Here is a 20,733-nt window from a genome sequence, read left to right as displayed (position 1 = left end):
ACCAGCGGGCCAACCCGCACCTGCACCTCGGCGAGGTGGAGGTGGCGCCGTCGGTGTCACGCCTCGCCCGCAAAGACCACCTGGTAGCCGCTCGCCCGCAGGGCGCTGATCAGCGTGTCCGAGTGCTGCACGCCCCGGGTCTCCACCGACAGCGCCACCTCCACCTCGCCGAGGTGCAGGTGCGGGTTGGCCCGCTGGTGCTCCACGTCCACCACGTTCGCCCGGTGCTCGGCGATCTCGCCGAGCAGCGAGGCGAGCTGGCCCGGGCGGTCCGAGCAGCGCACCGTGAGCCGCAGGTAACGGCCGGCGGCGGCGAGCCCGTGCTCGATCACCCGCAGCAACAGCAGCGGGTCGATGTTTCCGCCGGAGAGCACCGCCACCACCGGGGCCTCCACCTGCACCGACCCGGCCAGCAGCGCGGCGACGCCGACCGCGCCCGCCGGCTCCACCACCTGCTTGCTCCGCTCCAGCAGCATCAGCAGCGCCCGGGAGATGTCCTCCTCCGACACGGTCACCACCTCGTCCACCAGCTTGCGCACGTGGCTGAAGGTGAGATCGCCGGGCCGACCGACCGCGATGCCGTCGGCGATGGTGCTGAACGCCGGCAGCCGCACCGGCTCGCCGGCGAGCAGCGAGGGCGGGTACGCCGCCGCGCCGGCCGCCTGCACCCCGATCACCCGGACGTCCGGGCGCAGCGCCTTGGCGGCCACCGCGATCCCGGAGACCAGCCCACCGCCGCCCACCCCGGTGACGATCGTCCTCACGTCCGGGCACTGTTCGAGGATCTCCAGGGCAACCGTGCCCTGCCCGGCGATCACATCCGGGTGGTCGAACGGGTGGATCAGCACCGCCCCGGTCCGCTCGGCGAAGGTCTGCGCCGCGACAAGCGACTCGTCGACCGTCGCACCCACCAGCTCGATCTGCGCGCCGTACCCCTTGGTGGCCGCCACCTTCGGCAGCGGCGCACCCACCGGCATGAAGACCGTGGCGTGCGTACCGACCAGGCCGGCGGCGAGGGCCACCCCCTGAGCGTGGTTGCCGGCGCTCGCCGCCACCACGCCCCTGGCCCGCTCCTCCGCCGACAGCCGGGAGATCCGCACGTACGCGCCACGCACCTTGTACGAGCCGGCGCGCTGGACGTTCTCGCACTTGAGCCAGGTGGGCCCGCCGAGCACCGCGCTGAGCGGCCGGGAGGGCTCAAGCGGGGTGGTCCGGGTAACGCCGGCGAGCAGTTCCCGCGCGGCCTGTACGTCGGCGAGACCGACCAGTTCGTTCATGCCCCGATCGTGCCACCCGACGCCGGCGGAGCCGGCGGGGACACCGGCGTCGCACCGGCCTGCACCTGCGGCGACGGTGCCGTCACCGGCTGCGGGCGGGCGGGCATCCCGGGCGTGCCCGGCGGCAGCTGCATCCCCGGGACGATCGACCAGGCGGGGGCGGCACGGGCGATGCGGTCCTGCTGGGCGGCCGAGATCCGCTGGACCAGCACGATGAACGTGACCGCGGCGACCAGGCAGGCCAGCGCCGGGACCAGGTTCCGGCCGACCTGCTGCTGGTAGTGGTCCACCCACGCCTGGAAGTGGGCGGCGCTGGTCGGCGATTCCGGCAGCGTTGCGGCCGCCACCTCGTTCTTCAGGTTGACCACCCGCTCGCCGACGCTGAAGACCAGCCAGGCGATCCACCAGAGTCCGACCAGTCCACCGACGCTCCGCCGGATGCTGTCCCGGGCGATGCTGCCCACCACCAGGGCGGGCACCACGAAGTTGACGAACGGCACCAGCCAGCCGGCAATCGCCCAGCCGGGTTTCATCGACGGCAGCGCGCCCGGGAAGGCGTCGGTGTTCTTCCGGGCCCGCCAGGTCCAGATGATCACCAGCACGCTGGCGGTAAGGACGGCGAGCGCGAACGGTATGGAGAGCACCACCTCGGCGAGCACCATGGCGAAAAGCCGATCGGCGTCCTGGTCGGCTGCGGCCCGCTCGATCAGCCCCCGCGCGTAGATCGGAAAGAGCTGCTTCAGCAGGAAGAAGACGGCGGTCGCGCCGACCGCGATCGAGGCGGCCAGCCCGATGCCGCGCACCGAATAGGTCGGCAGCCCCGGCGTCACGGCCGGCTGGCCCAGCGGGGTGTGGCAGTTCTGGCACTCGTTGAAGGTCGGGGACGTGGCGTCCCCGCAGGTCTGGCACTGCATGGTGACCATCCAGGGTGCGGCGCGAGGGGTGCGCGCACACGCTAGACGATCATGCGACGGCCGGCGACCCCGTGCCGACCCGCGGATAGCCGGGGGCGTGCCGGGACCACGGGGCGGCCATCTCGAACTGACCGGCCACCCCGAGCAGCAGCAGCTCCGAGCCGGGCGGCCCGACCAGCTGCACGGCCACCGGCAGGCCGTCCGGGCGGCGCCCGACCGGCACCACGATCGACGGCAGACCGGCGATGTTCCACGGCGCGGCGAACGGGGCGTACCGGATGTTGGCCGCCATGTTGGCCCGCCAGGACCGGCCGGACCAGACGGCGGCCTCCGGCGGCGGACCGGCCAGCGCCGGGGTGAGCAGCAGGTCGATCGAGCGGTCGGTGAAGAAGCCGATGGACCGGTCCCGCCAGGCGGCCCGGTCGGCCTCCCGGACGTACCCGCGCCGCTGCGCCCATTCGCCGAGCGCGACGTGCCGGCGGCTGCGCGGTTGCAGGTCGCGGCGCTGGATGCCGGAGGCCCGGACGTCCGCGGCCGCCGCGGCGAACCAGGTGGCGATGCCCTGCAGCCCGAGCCGGGTCGGGTAGACCGGATCCGCCGGCACGGTGTCGTGACCGGCGGCGGCGAGCAGCCGGCCGGCGGTGGCGACCGCGTCCCGGTTGGGCGCGTCCGGGGAGACGCCGCGGACCGGCGAACGAAGCGAGACGCCGACCCGCAGCCGCTGCGGCGGCACCAGCTTCTCCGGACGCCGCCCCGCGAGCACCGAGAAGCCCACCGCGGCGTCGGCGACCGTGGTGGTCAACATGCCGTGCTCGGTGAGGCCGAACCAGTCGTCGGCGCCGAGCTGGCACGGGATCACGCCTCGGCCGGGCTTGAGCCCGACCAGACCGCAGCAGGCCGCCGGGATGCGGATCGAGCCGAGGCCGTCGTTGCCGTGCGCGATCGGCACCAGCCCGGCGGCCACCGCGGCCGCGGCGCCGCCGGACGAGCCGCCCGGCGTACGCGCGGTGTCCCACGGATTGCGGGTCACCCCGGTGTCGTCGTCGGTGAGCGCCCAGAGGCCGAGCTCCGGCATCCGGGTCACCCCGAGGATCACCGCACCGGCGCCGCGCAGCCGGCGGACCACCTCGTGGTCGGCCTCGGCGACTCCGGTACGCACCGCCGCCGAACCGTTCCAGGTGGGCAGGCCGGCGACGGGGGTGTTCTCCTTGACGGCCACCGGCACCCCGGCCAGCGGAAGGTTGGCGAGGTCCTCCTGCTCGTCGACCTTCTCCGCCTCGGTGATCGCCTCCCCGCCGCGGACCGCCCGGAACGCGGCGAGTTCGGCGTCGGCCCGGGAGATGTGGTCGAGGTGGTCTGCCACCACCTGGGTGGCGGAGACGTCGCCCCGCCGCACGCCGCGGGCGATCTGCTTCGCGGTCGCCCCCACCCAGGTCGGCATGATGTCCTGCACGGCCACCCTCCCCAGCCAGCGGTCAGCCCAGCGCCTGTTCCAGATCGGCGAGCAGGTCCTCGACCGTCTCGATGCCGACAGACAGTCGCACGAGATCGCCGGGAACTTCAAGCGGCGAGCCGGCAGCACTTGCGTGTGTCATCCGGCCCGGGTGCTCGATCAGCGATTCCACCCCGCCGAGCGACTCGGCGAGCACGAAGAGCTTGGCCCGGTTGCAGATCTCGACCGCGTGCTCCTCGCCTCCGGCCGCCCGGAAGGAGATCATGCCGCCGAACCGGCGCATCTGCTTCGCGGCCACCTCGTGACCGGGGTGCGAGGGCAGGCCGGGATAGATCACCTGGGACACCTTGGCGTGCCCGTCGAGGTAGGCGGCGAGCCGCTCCGCGTTGTCGCAGTGCCGGTCCATCCGTACGCCCAGGGTCTTGATGCCGCGCAGGGTCAGCCAGGCGTCGAACGGCCCGTTGATCGCACCCATCGCGTTCTGGTGGTAGCGCAGCTCCTCGCCGAGCCCGGCGTCGGCGGCGATCAGCGCGCCACCGACCACGTCGGAGTGCCCGCCGATGTACTTGGTGGTGGAGTGCACCACCACGTCGGCGCCGTGCGCGATCGGCTGCTGCAGATACGGCGAGGCGAAGGTGTTGTCGACCACCAGCAGGGCGCCCGCGTCGTGCGCGATGCTCGCCAGCGCGGCGATGTCGGCGATGCCGAGCAGCGGGTTGGTCGGCGTCTCCACCCAGACGATCTTCGTCCGGCCGGGCTGCACGGCGGCGCGGATCGCGTCCGGGTCGGAGACCTTCGCCGGCGTGAAGTCCAGGCCCCACCGCTCCACGACGCGGGCGAAGAGCCGGTAGGTGCCGCCGTACGCGTCGTCCGGGATGACCACGTGGTCACCCGGCTTGCAGACGGTCCGCAGCAGGGTGTCCTCGGCGGCCAGTCCACTGGCGAAGGCCAGCCCGACCGGCCCGCCCTCCAGCGCGGCCAGGCACTCCTGGAGCGCGTCCCGGGTCGGGTTGCCGGAGCGGCTGTACTCGTAGCCGAGGCGCGGCGCCCCGACGGCGTCCTGCGCGTACGTGCTGGTCTGGAAGATAGGAGTGATCACCGCGCCGGTGCGGGCCTCGGGGTCCTGACCGGCGTGGATGGCGAGCGTCTCAAAGCCGTGACTCATTCCCGTGACGTTAGTCCGCCACCCGCGCCCATCGGGCGCAACCCGGCGCGGGTCACGTCAGCGCCGTGTCGTACGGGTTGGCGGGACGGGCGGTCCGGTGCTGGCGGCACTAGCCTGGTCGGGTGGCCGGGTGCGTGTTCTGCGGGATCGTCGCGGGTGAGGTGCCCGCGTTCCGGGTCGTCGACGTCCCGGACGGGGTGGGGTTCCTGGACACCCGGCCGGTCTTCCGGGGCCATGTGCTGGTGGTACCGCGTGCCCACCTGGTGACGCTGGCCGAGCTGCCGGCGGGGGAGCTGGCCGGCTACTTCGGCCTGGTCCAGCGGGTGGCGGTGGCGGTGGAGTCCGGTCTGGGGGCCGGCGGGACGTTCGTGGCGATGAACAACAAGGTGTCCCAGTCCGTCCCGCACCTGCACACCCACGTCGTACCGCGGACCAAGGGCGACGGGCTGCGCGGCTTCTTCTGGCCCCGCACCCGTTACACCGACGACGCCGAGGCGCAGGAGTACGCGGACCGGGTCAGCGCCGCACTCTGACCGGCGGGAGATATCGGCACGAGCCATCCAAGATCTCTCCCACCCCTCGCGGCGGCCTGAGTCGGGGTGCAGCGGGTAAGGGTGAGGGACCCGCCGGTGTTACACGCTGGGAGAGGTACGAGAGGAGTCCCACCGTGTTCCTGCGCCGAATGAAGGCCGAAATGATTTCTCCCGACCAGGCCCTGTCGGGCCGTCCGATCTCGATGCCGGTCGCCGACCGGCACGAGGTGCTGGGCACCCCGCTGAAGGGTCCGTTCCCCGAGGGCAGCCAGATCGCCGTGTTCGGCATGGGGTGTTTCTGGGGTGCCGAGCGACTGTTCTGGACCCTGCCCGGCGTGATCACCACCTCCGCCGGCTACGCGGGCGGCTACACGCCGAACCCGACGTACGACGAGGTCTGCTCGGGCCGGACGGGGCACGCCGAGGCGGTCCAGGTCGTCTACGACCCGTCGAAGATCAGCTACGAGGACCTGCTGAAGGTCTTCTGGGAGAACCACGACCCGACCCAGGGCATGCGCCAGGGCAACGACGTGGGCACCCAGTACCGGTCGGCGATCTACGCCAGCACCGACGAGCAGCTGGCCACCGCGACCGCCTCCCGCGACGCGTTCGCACCGATCGTGGCCCGCGCCGGTAAGGGCGAGATCACCACGGAGATCGACCGGCTCGGCAGCTACTACCTGGCCGAGGACTACCACCAGCAGTATCTGGCGCCGACGAAGAACCCCAACGGGTACTGCAACCACGGCCCGAACGGGCTGAGCTGCCCGGTGGGCGTGGCCCGTACCGCCGGCTGACCGCAGGCGCAAGCCTGATTCAGACGTATGGAGGGGGGCGCGATGGCCAGCGACAGCGGAACCCACCCGCGCGGTTACGCCAAGCCGGTCGTCGCGCCCGAAAACCCTTCGCGGTACGAGGTACCGGTACGGGTACCGGGCGCGCGCCGCGCTGCTGGGCGCCCAGATCCAGCGACGACACTGAGCGGACCGCTATCCGTCATCGCGACTGCGCGGCGGCACCACAGTGGTCAACGTGCCAGTCTTCACGTCGTACGCGTGACCAGAGGTCTTGATCTTGCGGCGTATTGAGGAGCCTCTCCACATCTCTGGGTACGGTCTGGGTCGGGTCGAAGACGGGCATGTGATGACGAAAAGCTGCCGGTTTGGGATGAACGGGATCTTCGGCGCACGATCCACAGCATCCGTGGCAGCGAAACGGACATTACCCTGCAGCAGGTCGTCCATTTCACCCATTTTGGGCGCCTAAGCCGGAAGCCCCGCCAGGCGGCCTCGAACGCGCAATCCAGCGACTGTGCAACAAGTCCTGCCAGCGCGCGGCTGTCAGGAGGCCAGCTGTTGCGCCAGCCGATCCAGGCCGTCCTTGATCAGCTGCCCGTGCTCGTCATCGCGAAGCGCACCGATCCCCGCATACCCGAACGCCCCCGCCTGGGCGCGGCCGTGCGGTCTGGCGGCCGGGCATTCCCGTTCACCGCTGTGATCGAAATCCGTTGCCGAGCCGCGCGGAGACTCGATAGCGTGGCGGTACACGCGAAAGGAGGTGGTCCAGACTTGTATAGCAATCGGACTCGTGAGGTGGCTGTCCGCTAGCCGCTGTCCTCGACAGTGATCAGTCCGCCGCGAGGCGGGCACTGCACCATCGTCGAGACCGTGTGGCAGCGGTGCGGCGAAACCACGACAGCCACCCGACCCCCGGGGCGCCGGCCCAGTCCAGCCGGCCCGCGCGCAAGCGCGGACGCCCCGGGGGTCGCTTCATCTGCGCGGCAGAGCCGCGCCGGTCAGCTCAGCCACAGGAGTTCACCGTGTCGATGCGCGAGTTGGTGGTGCTCGGAACGGCCAGCCAGGCGCCGACCCGGCAGCGCAACCACAACGGGTACGTGCTCCGCTGGGACGACGAGGTGATCCTCTTCGACCCGGGCGAGGGCAGCCAGCGGCAGCTGCTGCACACCACGGTCACGGCGACCGACCTGACCCGGATCTGCGTCACCCACTTCCACGGTGACCACTGCCTCGGCCTGCCCGGCACCATCCAGCGGCTCTCCCTGGACCGGGTGCCGCACCCGGTCGCGGTGCACTTCCCGGCCGGCGGCGCCGAGTACTTCGCCCGACTCCGGCACGCCACCTCCTTCTACGAGACCGCCGAGCTGCGCGTCGAGCCGATCGAGGCGGACGGGCAGCGGATCGCGCTGAGCTGCGGCACGCTGGAGGCCCGCCGGCTACGGCACCCCATCGAGACGTACGGCTACCGGCTGGTCGAGCCGGACGGCTGCCGGATGCTGCCGGAGAAGCTGGCCGCGTACGGCATCGCCGGGCCGGCCGTCGGCGAGCTGATCCGGGTCGGCCACCTCGACCTGGACGGGCGCCGGATCACCCGCGACGAGGTGAGCCTCCCTCGGCCTGGGCAGCGGTTCGCCTTCGTGATGGACACCGGCCTCTGCGACGGGGTCTACGCCCTGGCCGAACACGCGGACCTGCTGGTGATCGAGTCGACCTTCCTGGAATCGGAGGCCGCGCTCGCCGCCGAGGTCGGCCACCTCACCGCGGCGCAGGCCGCCCGGGTGGCGGCCGAGTCAGGGGTACGCCGGCTGGTGCTCACCCACTTCTCCCAGCGGTATTCGGACCCGCGCCGGTTCCACGACGAGGCCCGCGCGCACTTCGACGGCGAGCTGGTGATCGCCGAGGACCTGACCACCGTGCAGGTGCCGCCGCGCCGGGTAACCTCGCCCCGGTGATCGTCACCCTCCGCCAGGCCACCGCCGACGACCTGCTGGCGGTCGGCGCGCTGCACCAGCACTCCCGGGTCGCCACCTACTCGTCCTTCCTGCCGCCCGAGGCGCTCGCCGAACCGACGCCGGAGGCGATGGGGCGGTACTGGGCCGAACGGTGGCTCTGGGAGCGGGACGACCACCTGCTGACCGTCGCCGAACGCGACGGCACGCTGGTCGGCTTCAGCTACGTCGGCCCGGACGACGAGGGCGACCCGGCGACCGGCCTGCTCAACGCGATCCACCTCGACCCGGCCGAACGGGGACGCGGCGTGGGCCGGGAACTGATGATCGACGCACTGGACACCATGCGGAGCCGGGGCTGGAGCCGGGCGGTGCTCTGGGTGCTCGCGCAGAACGATTCCGCCCGCCGGTTCTACGAACGCGGCGGCTGGACGCCGACCGGCGCGAAGCGGGACGACCTGATCGGCCCCGCGGTCACCACTCAGCTGCGCTACGCCCGCCCACTGTGACCCGCCAGAACGCGGTGACCGGCCGTTCGCGGTGACCGGCCGTTCGCTCTGAGCTGATCCGGGCATGCCCGTCGATCCGGCCGCGTTGCTCGGGTCATGGACACCGAGCACACCGCGCCGGAGCCGACCGAGGCCGCTGCTCTGGACGCGTACTCCCAGGTGGTCACGGGCGTGGCGGCCCGGGTGCTGCCCAGCGTGGCCGCCCTGTCGGTGCGGACCGCGCGCGGGGCCGGCGCCGGCTCCGCGGTCACCGTGGGCACCGACGGCCTGCTGTTGACAAGCGCGCACGTGGTGCAGGGCGCGCAGGACGGGTCAGCCGCCTTCGCCGACGGCACCGAGGCCCGGTTCCGGGTGGTCGGCGCCGATCCGTTGTCGGACCTCGCCGTGCTGCGGGTCGAGGAGACCACCGTGCCACCGGTCGAGCTGGGCGACGCCGATGGGCTGCGGATCGGCCAGCTGGTGGTCGCCGTGGGCAACCCGATGGGGCTGGCCGGCTCGGTGACCGCCGGCGTGGTCTCCGGGCTGGGCCGCTCGCTGCCGGCCCGGGACGGCCGGGTCACCCGGCTCATCGAGGACGTGATCCAGACCGACGCGGCGCTGAACCCGGGCAACTCCGGCGGGGCGCTGGCCGACTCGGCCGGCCGGGTGATCGGGGTGAACACGGCGGTCGCCGGGTACGGGCTCGGGTTGGCGGTGCCGATCAACGCCACCACCCGGCAGATCATCGCCGACCTCACCGCCCACGGCCGGGTCCGCCGGGCCTGGCTGGGGGTGGCCGGCGTGCCGGTTCCGCTCCCGCCCGAGGTGACGGCGCGGACCGGCCAGCGGCGCGGCCTGCGGGTGGTGGAGGTCGTTCCGGGCAGCCCGGCCGGGCTGGCCGGGATCTACCTGGGCGACGTGATCCTCTCCGCCGGCGACCGCCCGGTCCGCGACGGTCAGGGCCTGCAACGGCTCATGCTCGGCCCGGCCATCGGCGCGCGGCTGCCGGTGACGGTGCTGCGCAAGGGCGCCCTCGTCGACGTGGTGGCCGTCCCCACGGAACTCGCCCGCTGACGGGTGACCCGCGCGACGGCGTGTCGCGCGGGGTCCGGCGCCCGCCCGTCGCCACAGCACGACGGCGCCCTCCCGGCTGGGAGGGCACCGTCGTGTCGTCGTCGGGTCAGTGCGCGCCGAGGTGGGCGAGCAGGTCCTGCCGGGTGAGCACGCCCTTGGGCTTGCCGTCGACCAGCACCAGCGCGGCGTCGGACTTCTCCAACAGGCCGACCGCCTCGCTCACCGGCTGCCCGCCGCCGATCATCGGCAGCGGCGCGCCCATGTGCCGCTCGATCGTGTCGTGCAGGTGCGCCTGGCCGGTGAAGAGCGCGTCCAGCAGGTCCTTCTCGGCGATCGAGCCGGCCACCTCGCCGGTGACCACCGGCGGCTCGGCCTTGAGCACCGGCAGCTGGGAGACGCCGTACTCGCGCATGTAGTCGATCGCGTCGCGGACCGTCTCGGTCGGGTGCACGTGCACCAGCTCGGGCAGGGCGCCCGGCTTGCTCGCCAGGGCGTCCGCCACGGTCGGCTCGGCGCCGGAGTTGTCCAGGAAGCCGTACCGGGCCATCCACGCGTCGTTGAAGATCTTGGAGAGGTAGCCCCGGCCGCCGTCCGGCAGCAGCACCACGACCACGTCGTCCGGGCCGGCCTTACGGGCCACCTCCAGCGCGGCCACCACGGCCATCCCGCAGGAGCCGCCGACCAGCAGCCCCTCCTCGCGGGCCAGCCGCCGGGTCATCTCGAACGAGGCCTTGTCGGAGACCTCGACGATCTCGTCGGCGACCCCCCGGTCGTACGTCTGCGGCCAGAAGTCCTCACCGACGCCCTCGACCAGGTAGGGCCGGCCGGTGCCGCCGGAGTAGACCGAGCCCTCCGGGTCGGCGCCGATGATCCGGACCCGCCCGTCGGAGGCCTCCTTCAGGTAGCGGCCGATGCCCGAGATGGTGCCGCCGGTGCCCACGCCCGCGACGAAGTGGGTGATCTCGCCCTCGGTCTGCTTCCACAGCTCCGGACCGGTGCTCTCGTAGTGCGAGCGCGGGTTGGCCGGGTGGCTGTACTGGTCCGGCTTCCAGGCGCCGGGGATCTCCCGGGCCAACCGGTCGGAGACGTTGTAGTAGGAGCGCGGGTCCTCCGGGGCGACCGCCGTGGGGCAGACCACCACCTCGGCGCCGTACGCCCGCAGCACGTCCTGCTTGTCCTGGCTGACCTTGTCGGGGCAGACGAAGACGCACTTGTAGCCCTTGAGCTGGGCCACCAGGGCCAGCCCGACACCGGTGTTGCCGCTGGTCGGCTCGACGATGGTGCCGCCCGGGCGCAGGATGCCGGCCTTCTCGGCGTCCTCCACCATGCGCAACGCGATCCGGTCCTTCACCGAACCGCCCGGGTTCAGGTATTCCACCTTCGCCAGCACGGTGGCCTGGATGCCGGCCGTGACGTTGCGCAGCCGTACCAGGGGGGTGTTGCCGATCAGGTCGACGACGTTGTCGTAGTACTGCACCTCGATGTGTCCTTCTCTCGGCGCCGGCGACGGCGGCCGGGCAGGTGGTTCGGGGGTTCCCAGCGCCCAGGGTACGGCCCGTCAGGGCACCACACGCCCGGGGATGACGGAGTCGCGACGCGCCTCCCACTCCAGGAAGCGCTCGGTCTCGGCGAGCACGCTGCCGGCCAGCCAGGTGACCATGACCGCGTCGTCGGCCAGCCCGAAGATCGCCAACGGGATCTCCGGGAGCAGGTCGATCGGCGAGACGATGTACGCCGTCGCCGCGGTCATCAGGGCCAGCCGGAGGCCGCCGTCGTACTCGCCGCGGGTGGTCGCCCGGATCATCCGGGGCAGCGCCGCCAGCCGGCTGCCCAGTGAGGGGCCGCCGCGGGCCCCGGCGGCCAGGGCCCGGGCCAGGGCCGTGAAGGCCGCGCTCCGCTTCAGTGTCTTCCCCATCATCGTGCTCCTCTCCGGGGACAGCGTGGCGTCCTGACGCAAGCTCGCCGGACCGGTCGGCCCGCGCCGGAGTCACCCGGGAGAGACTTACCCAGAACGACAGTCCGCCAGCCACCCGTGTGCCGCTACGACGACAGCGCCGTGTCGGGCCGGCGCGATACTGTCGCGGTATGGGGGTGGCTGGTTCCGTCGTACCCGTTGGTCCGCGCTGGCGGCGCGCCCGGCAGATCGCCCGCCTGGCGGCGATCGGCACGGGTGCCACCGCGGCGGCCACGGTGGCGAGCGCCGGGGTGCTGATCGGCCAGGCCCGTCGCGCCCGCCGCACCATCCCGATGGCCGAGGCGCCGCCACCTCGCTGCGACGGGGTCTACGGCGCGAAGTTCCCCGGTGAGCCGCTCACGATGGTGGTGCTCGGCGACTCCTCGGCGGCCGGCTACGGGGTGCACCGCCGCCGGGAGACGCCCGGCGCGCTGCTCGCCACCGGCCTGTCCCGCCGCACCCAGCGTCCGGTGCGACTGCACCGCTTCGCCGTGGTCGGAGCGATCTCCGCCGTGCTGCGGCACCAGGTCGAGGCGGCCCTGGAGTGCCGGCCGGACGTCGCGGTGATCCTCATCGGCGGCAACGACATCACCAACCGCACCCCGCACGCGCTCGCCGTCCGCTATCTGGTCGAGGTGGTCCGCACGCTGCGCGACGCCGGCTGCGAGGTGGTCGTCGGCACCTGCCCTGACCTGGGAGCGATCCAACCCATCCAGCCGCCGTTGCGCTGGCTGGCCCGGCGCTGGAGCCGACAGCTAGCCGCCGCTCAGACGGTGGCAGTGGTCGAGGCCGGCGGCTGGACGGTCTCCCTCGGCGACCTGCTCGGCCCACGGTTCGCGGCGGAGCCGGCCCGGATGTTCGCCTGGGACCGTTTCCACCCCTCCGCCGAGGGCTACGCGATGGCCGCCGCGGCGCTGCTGCCCACGGTGCTTTCCGCGCTCGACGCCGGGGCGGAGCGGCGAGCGCCGACCCCCGGTCAGGGCGTACGGTCGCTGCCGGAGGCGGCGCAGGAGGCGGCCCGGCACGCCGGCACGGAGGTCAGCGCCACCCAGGTCCGGGGGCGTGACCGCGGCCCGGCCGGCCGATGGGCGCAGCTGCGCCGGCGGGCGTTCTTCGGCGTCGGCACCGTGCCGCAGTCCGGCCCGGCCACCGACTCACCCACAGTGGAGGGACTGGCATGACCGAGCAGGACATCGCCACGAGGCTCGCCGGCCGGCTCGGTCGGGCGGCGGTGCTCTCCCTGATCGCCGGCACCGTGGGCGGTGCCGCGGTCCTCGCCGGGGAGGCGTTCATCGCCCGACACCGGCGCTACGCCCAGCCGGAGCTGGGGCTCGCGCTGCGGGCCACGGTCGGCCGGGCCGGCGCGCCGCCGCTGCGGCTGGTTCTGCTCGGCGACTCGTCCGCCCTGGGCGTCGGGGTCGACCGGCTCGACGACACCATCGGCGGGCAGCTGGCCAACCTGCTGAGCGAGGGGCCCACCGGCCGGCTGGTGCACCTCTCCTGCGTCGGGGTTAGCGGCTCCCGCACGACCGACCTCGCCACTCAGGTGGCCCGCGCTCTGCTCGGTGAGCGTCCCGACGTGGCGCTGATCCTGATCGGAGCGAACGACGCCACCGGGCTGCGCCGCCCGTCCGACGTGTCGGCCTACCTCGGCGCGGCCGTGCACCGGCTCCGTGAGGCGCGGGTGGAGGTCGTCGTCGGCACCTGCCCGGATCTCGGCGCGGTCCGCGCGATCGCCCCGCCGCTGCGCCAACTGGTCGGCTGGTCCGGGCGTCGGATCGCCCGCGCCCAGACGGCCGCCGTGCTCGACGCCGGCGGCTCGGTGGTCGACCTGGGCACCGAGACCGGGCCGGTGTTCCGCGCCGACGCCAACACCCTCTGCCACGACGGTTACCACCCCTCCGCCGACGGCTACCGGGTCTGGGCGCACGCGCTGCTGCCCGCCGTCGCGGCCGCCGCGGCGGTCGCGTCCCGGCACTGACCCCGCCGAGGAAGGCGGCGGCGGGTGACATTTCCCGCCGCCCGCGCGGCTTCCGCGCCAAGTTACCGGCGGGTTAACGTTGGCTCATGTCGACTGAGTCGTCCCGCGACGCCGTCATCGTCGCCACCGCCCGCTCCCCCATCGGCCGGGCCCAGAAGGGGTCCCTGCGCGACGTCCGACCGGACGACCTCGCCGCGACCATCGTCCAGGCCGCCCTCGACAAGATCCCCCAGCTCGACCCAGGCGAGATCGACGACCTCTACCTCGGCTGCGGCCTGCCCGGCGGCGAGCAGGGCTTCAACATGGCCCGGGTGGTCGCCACGCTGATGGGCCTGGACACCCTGCCGGGCGCCACCCTCACCCGCTACTGCGCCTCCTCCTTGCAGACCACCCGGATGGCGATGCACGCGATCCGGGCCGGCGAGGGTGACGTCTTCATCTCCGCCGGCGTCGAGACCGTCTCCCGCTACGCCCGCGGCAACTCCGACGGCCTGCCCCCGCAGGCCCAGGAGCTTGTCGGTGGCGGCTGGGAGAACCCGCGCTTCAGCGCGGCGCGCGAGCGGTCGAAGGCCCGCGCCCAGGGCGGCGCCGAGGTCTGGTCCGACCCGCGCGAGTCCGGCGAGCTGCCGGACATCTACCTCACCATGGGTCAGACCGCGGAGAACCTGGCCCAGGTCCACGACGTGACCCGCGCCGACATGGACGAGTTCGGCGTACGCAGCCAGAACCTCGCCGAGAAGGCGATCGCGGACGGCTTCTGGGCCCGCGAGATCACCCCGGTGACCACCCCGGACGGCACGGTGGTCAGCACCGACGACGGCCCGCGCCCGGGGGTCACCCTGGCGGGCGTGGCCGGCCTGAAGCCGGTGTTCCGGCCGGACGGGCGGATCACCGCCGGCAACTGCTGCCCGCTCAACGACGGGGCCGCCGCGGTCGTGGTGATGAGCGCCCAGCGCGCCCGGGACCTCGGCATCACCCCGCTGGCCCGGATCCTCTCGACCGGCGTCACCGCGCTCTCCCCGGAGATCATGGGCCTCGGCCCGGTGGAGGCGTCCCGGCAGGCGCTCAAGCGGGCCGGGATGACCATCGACGACGTCGACCTGGTCGAGATCAACGAGGCGTTCGCCGCCCAGGTGATCCCGTCGTACCGGCAGCTGGACATCCCGCTGGAGAAGCTGAACGTGATGGGCGGGGCGATCGCCGTCGGTCACCCGTTCGGCATGACCGGCGCCCGGATCACCGGCACCCTGCTCAACGCCCTGGAGTGGCACGACGGGACCATCGGTCTGGAGACCATGTGCGTCGGCGGCGGCCAGGGCATGGCGATGGTGCTCGAACGGCTCAGCTGAGCCGTCCCGCCCCGATCAGAGCGCGGTTCGGGTCGCCGTCACCTCGGCGGCGGCCCGGGCCAGCGCCGCGGGCTCCGGGCCGGCGGCCATCAGATCCGCGGCGACCACCCGGAGCTGGTCGGGCAGGGCCAGGTCGTTCGCCAGCCGGGGCACGGTGCGGCGCGGCTCCCCCTCGGCGTCGGCCGCCAGGTTGGCGATCTCCTGCACCAGTCGGTGCACCAGGTCGGCGCGGGCCGCGTTCCCGCCGGCAGCGGCGGCTGCCCAGCGTGGTTGCTCCCAGTGCCCGACCTGGCCGACCAGGAGCTGCACCGCACGGTCCAGTTCTGCTGCGCTCATCGCGGAAGAGTGTACGGACCGGAGGTCACCGGTTCACCGGGGTGAGCGGTTCACCGGCGCAGATAGCTGAGCAGCCGCAGCAGCTGCCAGTAGAGGAAGACCAGGCCGGTGAGGAGCCCGAAGGCGCAGAGCCAGGCGTACCGCCGTGGCCGGCCGGCGCGCACCGACCGCTCGATGAGGTCGAAGTCGAGGATGAAGCTGAACGCGCCCGCGATGATGGCCACCACCGCGATCACGTACGCCAGACCGCCCACCTCGCCGGTGAGGCTGTAGATCTCCAACCCCTGCCGCCCGGTCACCAGGTAGACCACCAGGTTCACCACGCTGATCGCGACGATGCCGAGCAGGGTGCCGATGACCAGTCGGGCCAGCCGGGGAGTGGCCCGGATCAGCCGGGCCCGGTAGAGCAGCGCCATGCCGAGGAAGACGCCGAAGGTGCCGGCCACCGCCTGCGCCACGATGCCCGGGTAGACCAGCTCGAAAGCGCGACTCGCCACGCCCAGCAGCAACCCCTCGATCACCGCGAACGCCACCATCGGGGCCGGGTTGGTGATCGCGCGCAGCGAGATGACCAGCGCCAACGCGATCGCGGCCAGGGCGCTGCCGGCGAGCGCGGCCGGCACCCAGACCGCCTGCGGGACGAAGAGCCAGGCCAGCAGCGCGGTCGCACCGGTGATCAGCAGCAGCCCGACCGTCCGGACCACCACGTCGTCGACGGTCATCTCCTCGGCGGCCCCGACGCCGAGCACCCGGCTCTCCAGCCGGGTGGTCTCGTCGAGCCGGTTCAGCACCGGGTTGGTACTGCGCACCGCCACCCCCTCGCCGCACTACCCCTCGCAGTCACTCTGCCCCGGTGGATCGGGCCGCGTCGGGAAAACGCCGGCGCCCGCCCCCACGGTGCGGGGACGGGCGCCGACGGTCAGCGGAGGAGAGGGGGTCAGTCGTCGCCCTGGAAGTAGCTCAGCAGGCGCAGGATCTCGATGTAGAGCCAGACCAGGCTGACCAGGATGCCGAACGCGGCGACCCAGGAGTAGCGCTGCGGCAGGCCCATCCGGACGCCGTCCTCGACCTCCTTGAAGCTGAGCACGAAGCTCAGCGCCGCGACCACGATGACCACCAGGCTGAACCCGATGGCCAGCGGGCTGCCGTCGCGCAGGCCGGTGTTGATGCCGAAGAGCGCCAGTACCAGGTTGATCAGCATCACGCCGAAGAGGCCGACGATCGCGGCGGTCACGCCCTTGACGAACGCCGGGGTCGCCCGGATGGCCCGCACCTTGTAGAGCATGGCCATCAGGAAGAAGACGCCGAAGGTGGCCGCCACGGCCTGGATCACGATTCCGTCGTAGGCCGACTCGAAGAACTTGCTGACCATGCCGACGAAGACGCCCTCGATGACGGCGTACGTGACGACCAGCGCCGGGTTCGCCATCCGGGAGAACGAGATGATCAGGCCGAGGACCAGGCCGACCACCGCGGCGCCGATCCAGGCGACACCGACCAGCGCGTCGGGGACGAGCACCCACGCGGCCGCGGCGGAGACGCCGAGGATGCCGAGCAGGGTGACGGTCTTGACCACCACGTCGTCGATGGACATGGGCGCCACCGTCGGCGGCGCGGCCGGGTAGCCGGCCTCGGTCGGGTACTGCTGCGGAATGCCGGGCGCGCCGTAGGGCCCGGCCGGGGCGTACCCGGCGGAGCGCTCCCGCTCGGCCGCCTGGCCGAGCCGGGCGAGCACCGGGTTCGAGGTCTTCACTGTCTGGCCTCCCTCAGGGGGTCGTGTGCACGTGAACGTGCACACACAAGAGTAACTGCCCTGGCCATCAGTGGAGATCGCTGAGAGGGGAGAGAGGTGGAAATGTGTCGGTGCCCGGGGCGGGGGTCGAACCCGCACGCCTTTCGGCAGCCGCTTTTAAGGCGGCCGTGTCTGCCGTTCCACCACCCGGGCCGGGCGGCACCGGTGCGTCGACACGCCGCGGTGCAGTGTCACGGTAACCGGTCTGTGGCTACCCGGCGTACCCCGATGCGGTCGCCACATTAGGGTCGAAGCCGTGAGCAGCGCAGCCCCCACGGCCCCCGACGCCGCCCCTGAGCAGGCTCTCCGCCTCGCCGACCGGGCCGCCCGCCGGCCCCGGACGGCCCGGCTGCTGGCCGCTCTCGGCCGGCACCGCGCGGACCTCGGGGTCGCGCTCTTCTTCCTCCTGCTGGCCGGCTGGCTCACCCACGGGCTGTGGCCCGACCCCGGCTCCCGGACACTGGCGCTCAACGCGGCGGACCAGACCCTCTACGAGTGGTTCCTCGCGGTCGACGCGCGGGCCCTGCTCGGCGACTTCAGCCTGCTCACCGACCGGCTCAACGCGCCGGACGGGGTGAACCTGATGACCAACACCACGGTCATCGCGCTCGGCATCGCCCTCGCCCCGGTCACCCTGCTGCTCGGCGCGCCGGTCACCTTCGCCCTGCTGGCGGCAGCGAACCTGGCCGGCACGGCGGTCGCCTGGTACCTGCTCTACACCCGGACGCTGCGTGCCCGCCGGCTCGCCGCCGGGCTCGGCGCCGGCCTCTGCGGCTTCGGCCCGGGAATGATCTCGCAGACCAACAGTCACCTGCACATGACCGCGCAGTGGCTGGTCCCGGTCATCGTCTGGTTGGTGGTGCGGCTGCTGCGCGCCGCCGACCCGGAGCGGATCGGGCCCGCGGATCCGGCGGATCCGGCCGGCAGCACGGTCGTGCTCGGCCCGGACCGGCGCCGCATGGTCAGCTCGGCGGTCGGCCTCGCCGCCGCGATCACCGCCCAGGTCTTCATCGGCGAGGAGGTGCTCTTCCTCACCGCGCTCTCCCTGCTGATCATGGCCGTCACCTACGCCACCGTGGACCGGGAACTGGCCCGCCGAGCGCTGCCCGGCTTCGCCGGCGGGATGGCGCTCGCCGCCGGGCTGGCCCTGCTGGTGCTCGGCTACCCGCTCTGGTTCCAGTTCGCCGGCCCTCAGGGGGTCGCCGACGGCATGTTCAGCCCGCACTACTTCTCGGCGGACCTGCGCAGCTGGTGGACCATCTCCCCGCTGTCGGTGGCCGGCGGCGACGACGCGGCCCGGCTGACCACCGGCCCGGCCGAGTACAACACCTTCCTCGGCTGGCCGCTGCTGCTGGTCACCGCGGGCTGTGCGCTCTGGCTGGGCCGCCGCCGGCTGGCGGTCGCCTGCACCGTCGCCGCGCTGGTGATGGGCGGGCTCGCGCTCGGCCCGGCCGTGGTGGTCGGCGGCACCCGCACCGGGGTGCCCGGCCCGTACGCCCTGCTGGCGGGCCTGCCGGTGGTGGACGGCGCGCTGCCGATGCGGTTCGCCCTCGCCGTACTGCCGCTGGCCGGAACGCTGCTGGTGCTGGCCGTGGACCGGGCGCTGCGCGGCACCGGCCGGGCTCGGCGGCTGGTCCCGGCGGCGGTCGGCGCGGCGCTGCTGCCGCTCTTCCCCACCCCGCTGCCGACGGCCGAGCGCCCGGCGTTGCCGGAGTTCATCACCGGCGGCCACTGGCGGCAGTGTGTCCGCCCGGGCGGGGTGCTGGTGCCGGTCCCGCTGCCCACCCCGAAGGAGCCCTGGCCGATGCGCTGGGCCGCCGCCGCGGACGCCGCCTTCGCCACCCCGGAGGGCTTCTTCATCGGCCCCTACGGGCGCAACGGCAGCGCGGCCATGGGCACCTACCAGCAGCCCACCTCCGCTCTGCTGAGCGACGTGGCGCGCCGCGGCGACCAGCCGGTGATCGGCGACGAGCAGCGCCGGCAGGCCGCCCAGGACGCCGACTTCTGGGGCGCCTCCTGCGTGGCGCTCGCCGACAATGCCCCGCACGTGGAGAGCCTGCGGACGACCCTGGAGCAGCTCTACGGCCCGCCGACCCGGGTCGCCGACGCCTGGATCTGGCGGGTCTGAGGCCCCGCGCCACCACGTCCAACGCAGGTCTGCGGCCCCGCGCCACCACGTCCAGCGCGGGTCTGCGGCCCCGCGCCACTTCGCCCACGCGACGAAAGGGCCCCTCCGCCGTACGGCGGAGAGGCCCCTTTCGGGTACGTCGCGGTCAGCCCCGACGGGCGCCGACCGGCTGGGACGCCTCGGCGAACTCCTCGCGCGGGTCGTGCAGCTGGCCGAGGGCGACCACCTCACGCTTCAGGAAGAAGGCCAGGGACCAGTCGACGACCACCCGGACCTTCCGGTTGAAGGAGGGGATCCGGCTCATGTGGTACGTCCGGTGCATGAACCAGGCCGGCCATCCGGTCATCTTGACCCCGTACACCTGGGCCACACCCTTGTGCAGGCCAAGGCTGGCCACGCTGCCGACGTGCTTGTGCCGGTACTCCACCGGCTCCCGGCCCCGGATGACCTCCTTGATGTTGTCCGCCATCCTGGCGGCCTGTCGCACCGCGTGCTGGGCACTCGGCGAGCAGTACGCCCCGGGCGGGCCGGTCAGGTCCGGCACGGCGGCGCAGTCGCCCGCGCTCCACGCGCCCTCGACCACCCGGTCGCCGTCGACCACCTGCAGGGTCGGCAGGCAGGTCACCCGGCGCCGCTCGTCCCGCGGGAAGTCGGTCATGTCGAGCAGCGGCGACGGCTTGACGCCGGCCGTCCAGACGATGGTGTCGGCGCGGAAGCTGTCGCCGTCGGAGAGCTTGACCACCCCGTCGACGCAGGATTCGAGCCGGGTGTCCAGCCGGATGTCCATGTTCCGCTTGAGCAGCTGCTGCACCGTGTAGGCGCCCATGTCCCGGTCGACCTCGGGCAGCACCCGCTGGGTGGCCTCTACCAGCACCCAGCGCATCTCCTCCGGCTTGAGCTCCGGGTAGTAGCGCAGGGCGTCGCGGGCCATGTCCTCCATCTCCGCGAGAGCCTCGATGCCGGCGTAGCCACCACCGACGAAGACGAAGGTCAGCGCGGTGCGGCGGACGTCCGGGTCCGGCGTGACAGCCGCCACGTCGAGCCGATCCAGCACGTGGTTGCGGAGGTAGATCGCCTCGCCGATGGTCTTGAACCCGATGCCCTGCTCGTGCAGGCCGGGAATCGGCAGCGTCCGGGACACCGAGCCCGGTGCGACGATCACGTGGTCGTAGGCGATCTCCCGGGGCGGGCCGGAGATCGGCTGGACCGTGGCGACCTTACGGTCGTGCTCGATCCCCGTCACCGTGCCGGCCACCACCTTGCACCTGCGCAACTCCCGCCGCAGCGGCACCACCGCGTGCCGAGGGGAGATGTTGCCCGCCGAGGCCTCCGGCAGGAAGGGCTGGTAGGTCATGTGCGGCTGCGGGTCGACCACGATGACCTCAGCCTCACGGGAGCTCAGCTTCTTCGACAGGCGCAGGGCCGCATAGAGGCCGACATGTCCCGCACCCACCACAAGGATCCGCTTCGGATTCACGTCATCTATCTTTCCCCGGGTTGCTCAGCTAATCCCGCTCGCGCCCCCGTTCTGTGACGGAGCACA

Annotated in this window: 19 protein-coding genes and 1 tRNA gene; 9 read left to right on the top strand and 11 right to left on the bottom strand. The window is 73.0% G+C overall.

The annotated features are described in order from the left end of the window. Positions 1-56 precede the first annotated feature (56 nt). Genes ilvA through AB0C04_RS05590 form a run of 4 tightly spaced genes read right to left on the bottom strand, consistent with a single transcriptional unit; the run spans position 57 to position 4,809 of the window. Positions 57-1,277, bottom strand: a complete 1,221-nt coding sequence (ilvA, locus tag AB0C04_RS05605; protein WP_357048702.1) for a threonine ammonia-lyase — start codon at positions 1,275-1,277, stop codon at positions 57-59. Beyond that, the gene (locus AB0C04_RS05600) at positions 1,274-2,191 is read right to left on the bottom strand and encodes a DUF4328 domain-containing protein (RefSeq protein ID WP_357048700.1); all 918 of its coding nucleotides are present in this window, start codon (positions 2,189-2,191) and stop codon (positions 1,274-1,276) included. The genes ilvA and AB0C04_RS05600 overlap by 4 nt, the downstream gene beginning before the upstream one ends. Before the next feature lie 49 nt (positions 2,192-2,240). Next, the gene (locus AB0C04_RS05595; protein WP_357048698.1) at positions 2,241-3,650 is read right to left on the bottom strand and encodes an amidase; all 1,410 of its coding nucleotides are present in this window, start codon (positions 3,648-3,650) and stop codon (positions 2,241-2,243) included. A gap of 16 nt (positions 3,651-3,666) precedes the next feature. Then, positions 3,667-4,809 (bottom strand): cystathionine gamma-synthase, encoded by a 1,143-nt coding sequence (locus AB0C04_RS05590; RefSeq protein ID WP_357048695.1) that lies wholly within the window; start codon positions 4,807-4,809, stop codon positions 3,667-3,669. A gap of 122 nt (positions 4,810-4,931) precedes the next feature. Between AB0C04_RS05590 and AB0C04_RS05585 the strand changes: the two genes are divergently transcribed. The 5 genes from AB0C04_RS05585 (at position 4,932) to AB0C04_RS05565 (ending at position 9,650) form a co-directional block, all read left to right on the top strand. Continuing rightward, entirely contained in the window at positions 4,932-5,342 is a 411-nt protein-coding gene (locus AB0C04_RS05585; protein ID WP_357048692.1) for an HIT family protein, read from the top strand. Between the two features lie 134 nt (positions 5,343-5,476). After that, entirely contained in the window at positions 5,477-6,139 is a 663-nt protein-coding gene (gene msrA / locus AB0C04_RS05580; protein ID WP_357048689.1) for a peptide-methionine (S)-S-oxide reductase MsrA, read from the top strand. Between the two features lie 1,022 nt (positions 6,140-7,161). Further along, a complete protein-coding gene (locus tag AB0C04_RS05575; protein WP_350867229.1) occupies positions 7,162-8,091 on the top strand; it encodes a ribonuclease Z in 930 nt (309 codons plus the stop codon). Further along, positions 8,088-8,597, top strand: coding sequence for a GNAT family N-acetyltransferase (locus AB0C04_RS05570; RefSeq protein ID WP_357048686.1), 510 nt, complete (start codon positions 8,088-8,090; stop codon positions 8,595-8,597). The genes AB0C04_RS05575 and AB0C04_RS05570 overlap by 4 nt, the downstream gene beginning before the upstream one ends. A gap of 96 nt (positions 8,598-8,693) precedes the next feature. Beyond that, the gene (locus AB0C04_RS05565) at positions 8,694-9,650 is read left to right on the top strand and encodes a trypsin-like peptidase domain-containing protein (RefSeq protein ID WP_357048683.1); all 957 of its coding nucleotides are present in this window, start codon (positions 8,694-8,696) and stop codon (positions 9,648-9,650) included. A gap of 106 nt (positions 9,651-9,756) precedes the next feature. Here AB0C04_RS05565 and AB0C04_RS05560 read toward each other — a convergent pair whose 3' ends face one another. Together AB0C04_RS05560 and AB0C04_RS05555 are read right to left on the bottom strand one after the other, a co-directional pair. Continuing rightward, on the bottom strand, positions 9,757-11,127 hold the full coding sequence (locus AB0C04_RS05560) for a cystathionine beta-synthase (protein ID WP_357048680.1): 1,371 nt from the start codon (positions 11,125-11,127) through the stop codon (positions 9,757-9,759). Between the two features lie 81 nt (positions 11,128-11,208). Next, positions 11,209-11,565, bottom strand: a complete 357-nt coding sequence (locus AB0C04_RS05555) for a YkvA family protein (RefSeq protein WP_357048677.1) — start codon at positions 11,563-11,565, stop codon at positions 11,209-11,211. A gap of 170 nt (positions 11,566-11,735) precedes the next feature. Here AB0C04_RS05555 and AB0C04_RS05550 point away from each other — a divergent pair, with 170 nt between their 5' ends. The 3 genes from AB0C04_RS05550 to AB0C04_RS05540 all read left to right on the top strand — a co-directional run bounded on the left by AB0C04_RS05550 (position 11,736) and on the right by AB0C04_RS05540 (position 14,934). Further along, entirely contained in the window at positions 11,736-12,785 is a 1,050-nt protein-coding gene (locus tag AB0C04_RS05550; RefSeq protein WP_357048674.1) for an SGNH/GDSL hydrolase family protein, read from the top strand. Then, the gene (locus tag AB0C04_RS05545; protein WP_357048671.1) at positions 12,782-13,585 is read left to right on the top strand and encodes an SGNH/GDSL hydrolase family protein; all 804 of its coding nucleotides are present in this window, start codon (positions 12,782-12,784) and stop codon (positions 13,583-13,585) included. Before AB0C04_RS05550 ends, AB0C04_RS05545 begins: the two co-directional genes overlap by 4 nt. A gap of 86 nt (positions 13,586-13,671) precedes the next feature. Then, entirely contained in the window at positions 13,672-14,934 is a 1,263-nt protein-coding gene (locus AB0C04_RS05540) for an acetyl-CoA C-acetyltransferase (protein WP_357048668.1), read from the top strand. Between the two features lie 15 nt (positions 14,935-14,949). Here AB0C04_RS05540 and AB0C04_RS05535 read toward each other — a convergent pair whose 3' ends face one another. The 4 genes from AB0C04_RS05535 to AB0C04_RS05520 all read right to left on the bottom strand — a co-directional run bounded on the left by AB0C04_RS05535 (position 14,950) and on the right by AB0C04_RS05520 (position 17,215). Further along, complete coding sequence (locus AB0C04_RS05535) at positions 14,950-15,270, bottom strand: hypothetical protein (protein WP_357048665.1); 321 nt, start codon at positions 15,268-15,270, stop codon at positions 14,950-14,952. 50 nt (positions 15,271-15,320) lie between these two features. Then, on the bottom strand, positions 15,321-16,079 hold the full coding sequence (locus AB0C04_RS05530) for a Bax inhibitor-1/YccA family protein (RefSeq protein WP_357048660.1): 759 nt from the start codon (positions 16,077-16,079) through the stop codon (positions 15,321-15,323). 128 nt (positions 16,080-16,207) lie between these two features. Further along, the gene (locus AB0C04_RS05525) at positions 16,208-17,023 is read right to left on the bottom strand and encodes a Bax inhibitor-1/YccA family protein (protein WP_350867247.1); all 816 of its coding nucleotides are present in this window, start codon (positions 17,021-17,023) and stop codon (positions 16,208-16,210) included. A gap of 111 nt (positions 17,024-17,134) precedes the next feature. Next, positions 17,135-17,215: transfer RNA gene (locus AB0C04_RS05520), tRNA-Leu, on the bottom strand. A 103-nt stretch (positions 17,216-17,318) separates the two neighbouring features. Here AB0C04_RS05520 and AB0C04_RS05515 point away from each other — a divergent pair. Next, positions 17,319-19,190 carry a hypothetical protein gene (locus tag AB0C04_RS05515; protein WP_357048657.1) on the top strand — a complete coding sequence of 624 codons (1,872 nt, stop codon included), beginning with the start codon at positions 17,319-17,321 and terminating at the stop codon, positions 19,188-19,190. A gap of 145 nt (positions 19,191-19,335) precedes the next feature. Here AB0C04_RS05515 and AB0C04_RS05510 read toward each other — a convergent pair whose 3' ends face one another. Then, positions 19,336-20,667, bottom strand: a complete 1,332-nt coding sequence (locus tag AB0C04_RS05510; RefSeq protein ID WP_357048654.1) for an NAD(P)/FAD-dependent oxidoreductase — start codon at positions 20,665-20,667, stop codon at positions 19,336-19,338. Positions 20,668-20,733: the final 66 nt, after the last annotated feature.

The sequence above is a fragment of the Micromonospora sp. NPDC048909 genome, assembly GCF_040649635.1.
Lineage (GTDB): Bacteria > Actinomycetota > Actinomycetes > Mycobacteriales > Micromonosporaceae > Micromonospora.
Note: the sequence above shows the minus strand (reverse complement) of the source record. Positions and strands in the feature narration are given on the sequence as shown.

Bases quoted from the DNA above. Each gene is read 5' to 3' on its own strand.
- AB0C04_RS05555 (WP_357048677.1), bottom strand. From the start codon at position 11,565: ATGGGGAAGACACTGAAGCGGAGCGCGGCCTTCACGGCCCTGGCCCGG.
- AB0C04_RS05600 (WP_357048700.1), bottom strand. From the start codon at position 2,191: ATGCAGTGCCAGACCTGCGGGGACGCCACGTCCCCGACCTTCAACGAG.
- ilvA (WP_357048702.1), bottom strand. From the start codon at position 1,277: ATGAACGAACTGGTCGGTCTCGCCGACGTACAGGCCGCGCGGGAACTG.
- AB0C04_RS05590 (WP_357048695.1), bottom strand. From the start codon at position 4,809: ATGAGTCACGGCTTTGAGACGCTCGCCATCCACGCCGGTCAGGACCCC.
- AB0C04_RS05545 (WP_357048671.1), top strand. From the start codon at position 12,782: ATGACCGAGCAGGACATCGCCACGAGGCTCGCCGGCCGGCTCGGTCGG.
- AB0C04_RS05565 (WP_357048683.1), top strand. From the start codon at position 8,694: ATGGACACCGAGCACACCGCGCCGGAGCCGACCGAGGCCGCTGCTCTG.
- AB0C04_RS05535 (WP_357048665.1), bottom strand. From the start codon at position 15,270: ATGAGCGCAGCAGAACTGGACCGTGCGGTGCAGCTCCTGGTCGGCCAG.
- AB0C04_RS05540 (WP_357048668.1), top strand. From the start codon at position 13,672: ATGTCGACTGAGTCGTCCCGCGACGCCGTCATCGTCGCCACCGCCCGC.
- AB0C04_RS05550 (WP_357048674.1), top strand. From the start codon at position 11,736: ATGGGGGTGGCTGGTTCCGTCGTACCCGTTGGTCCGCGCTGGCGGCGC.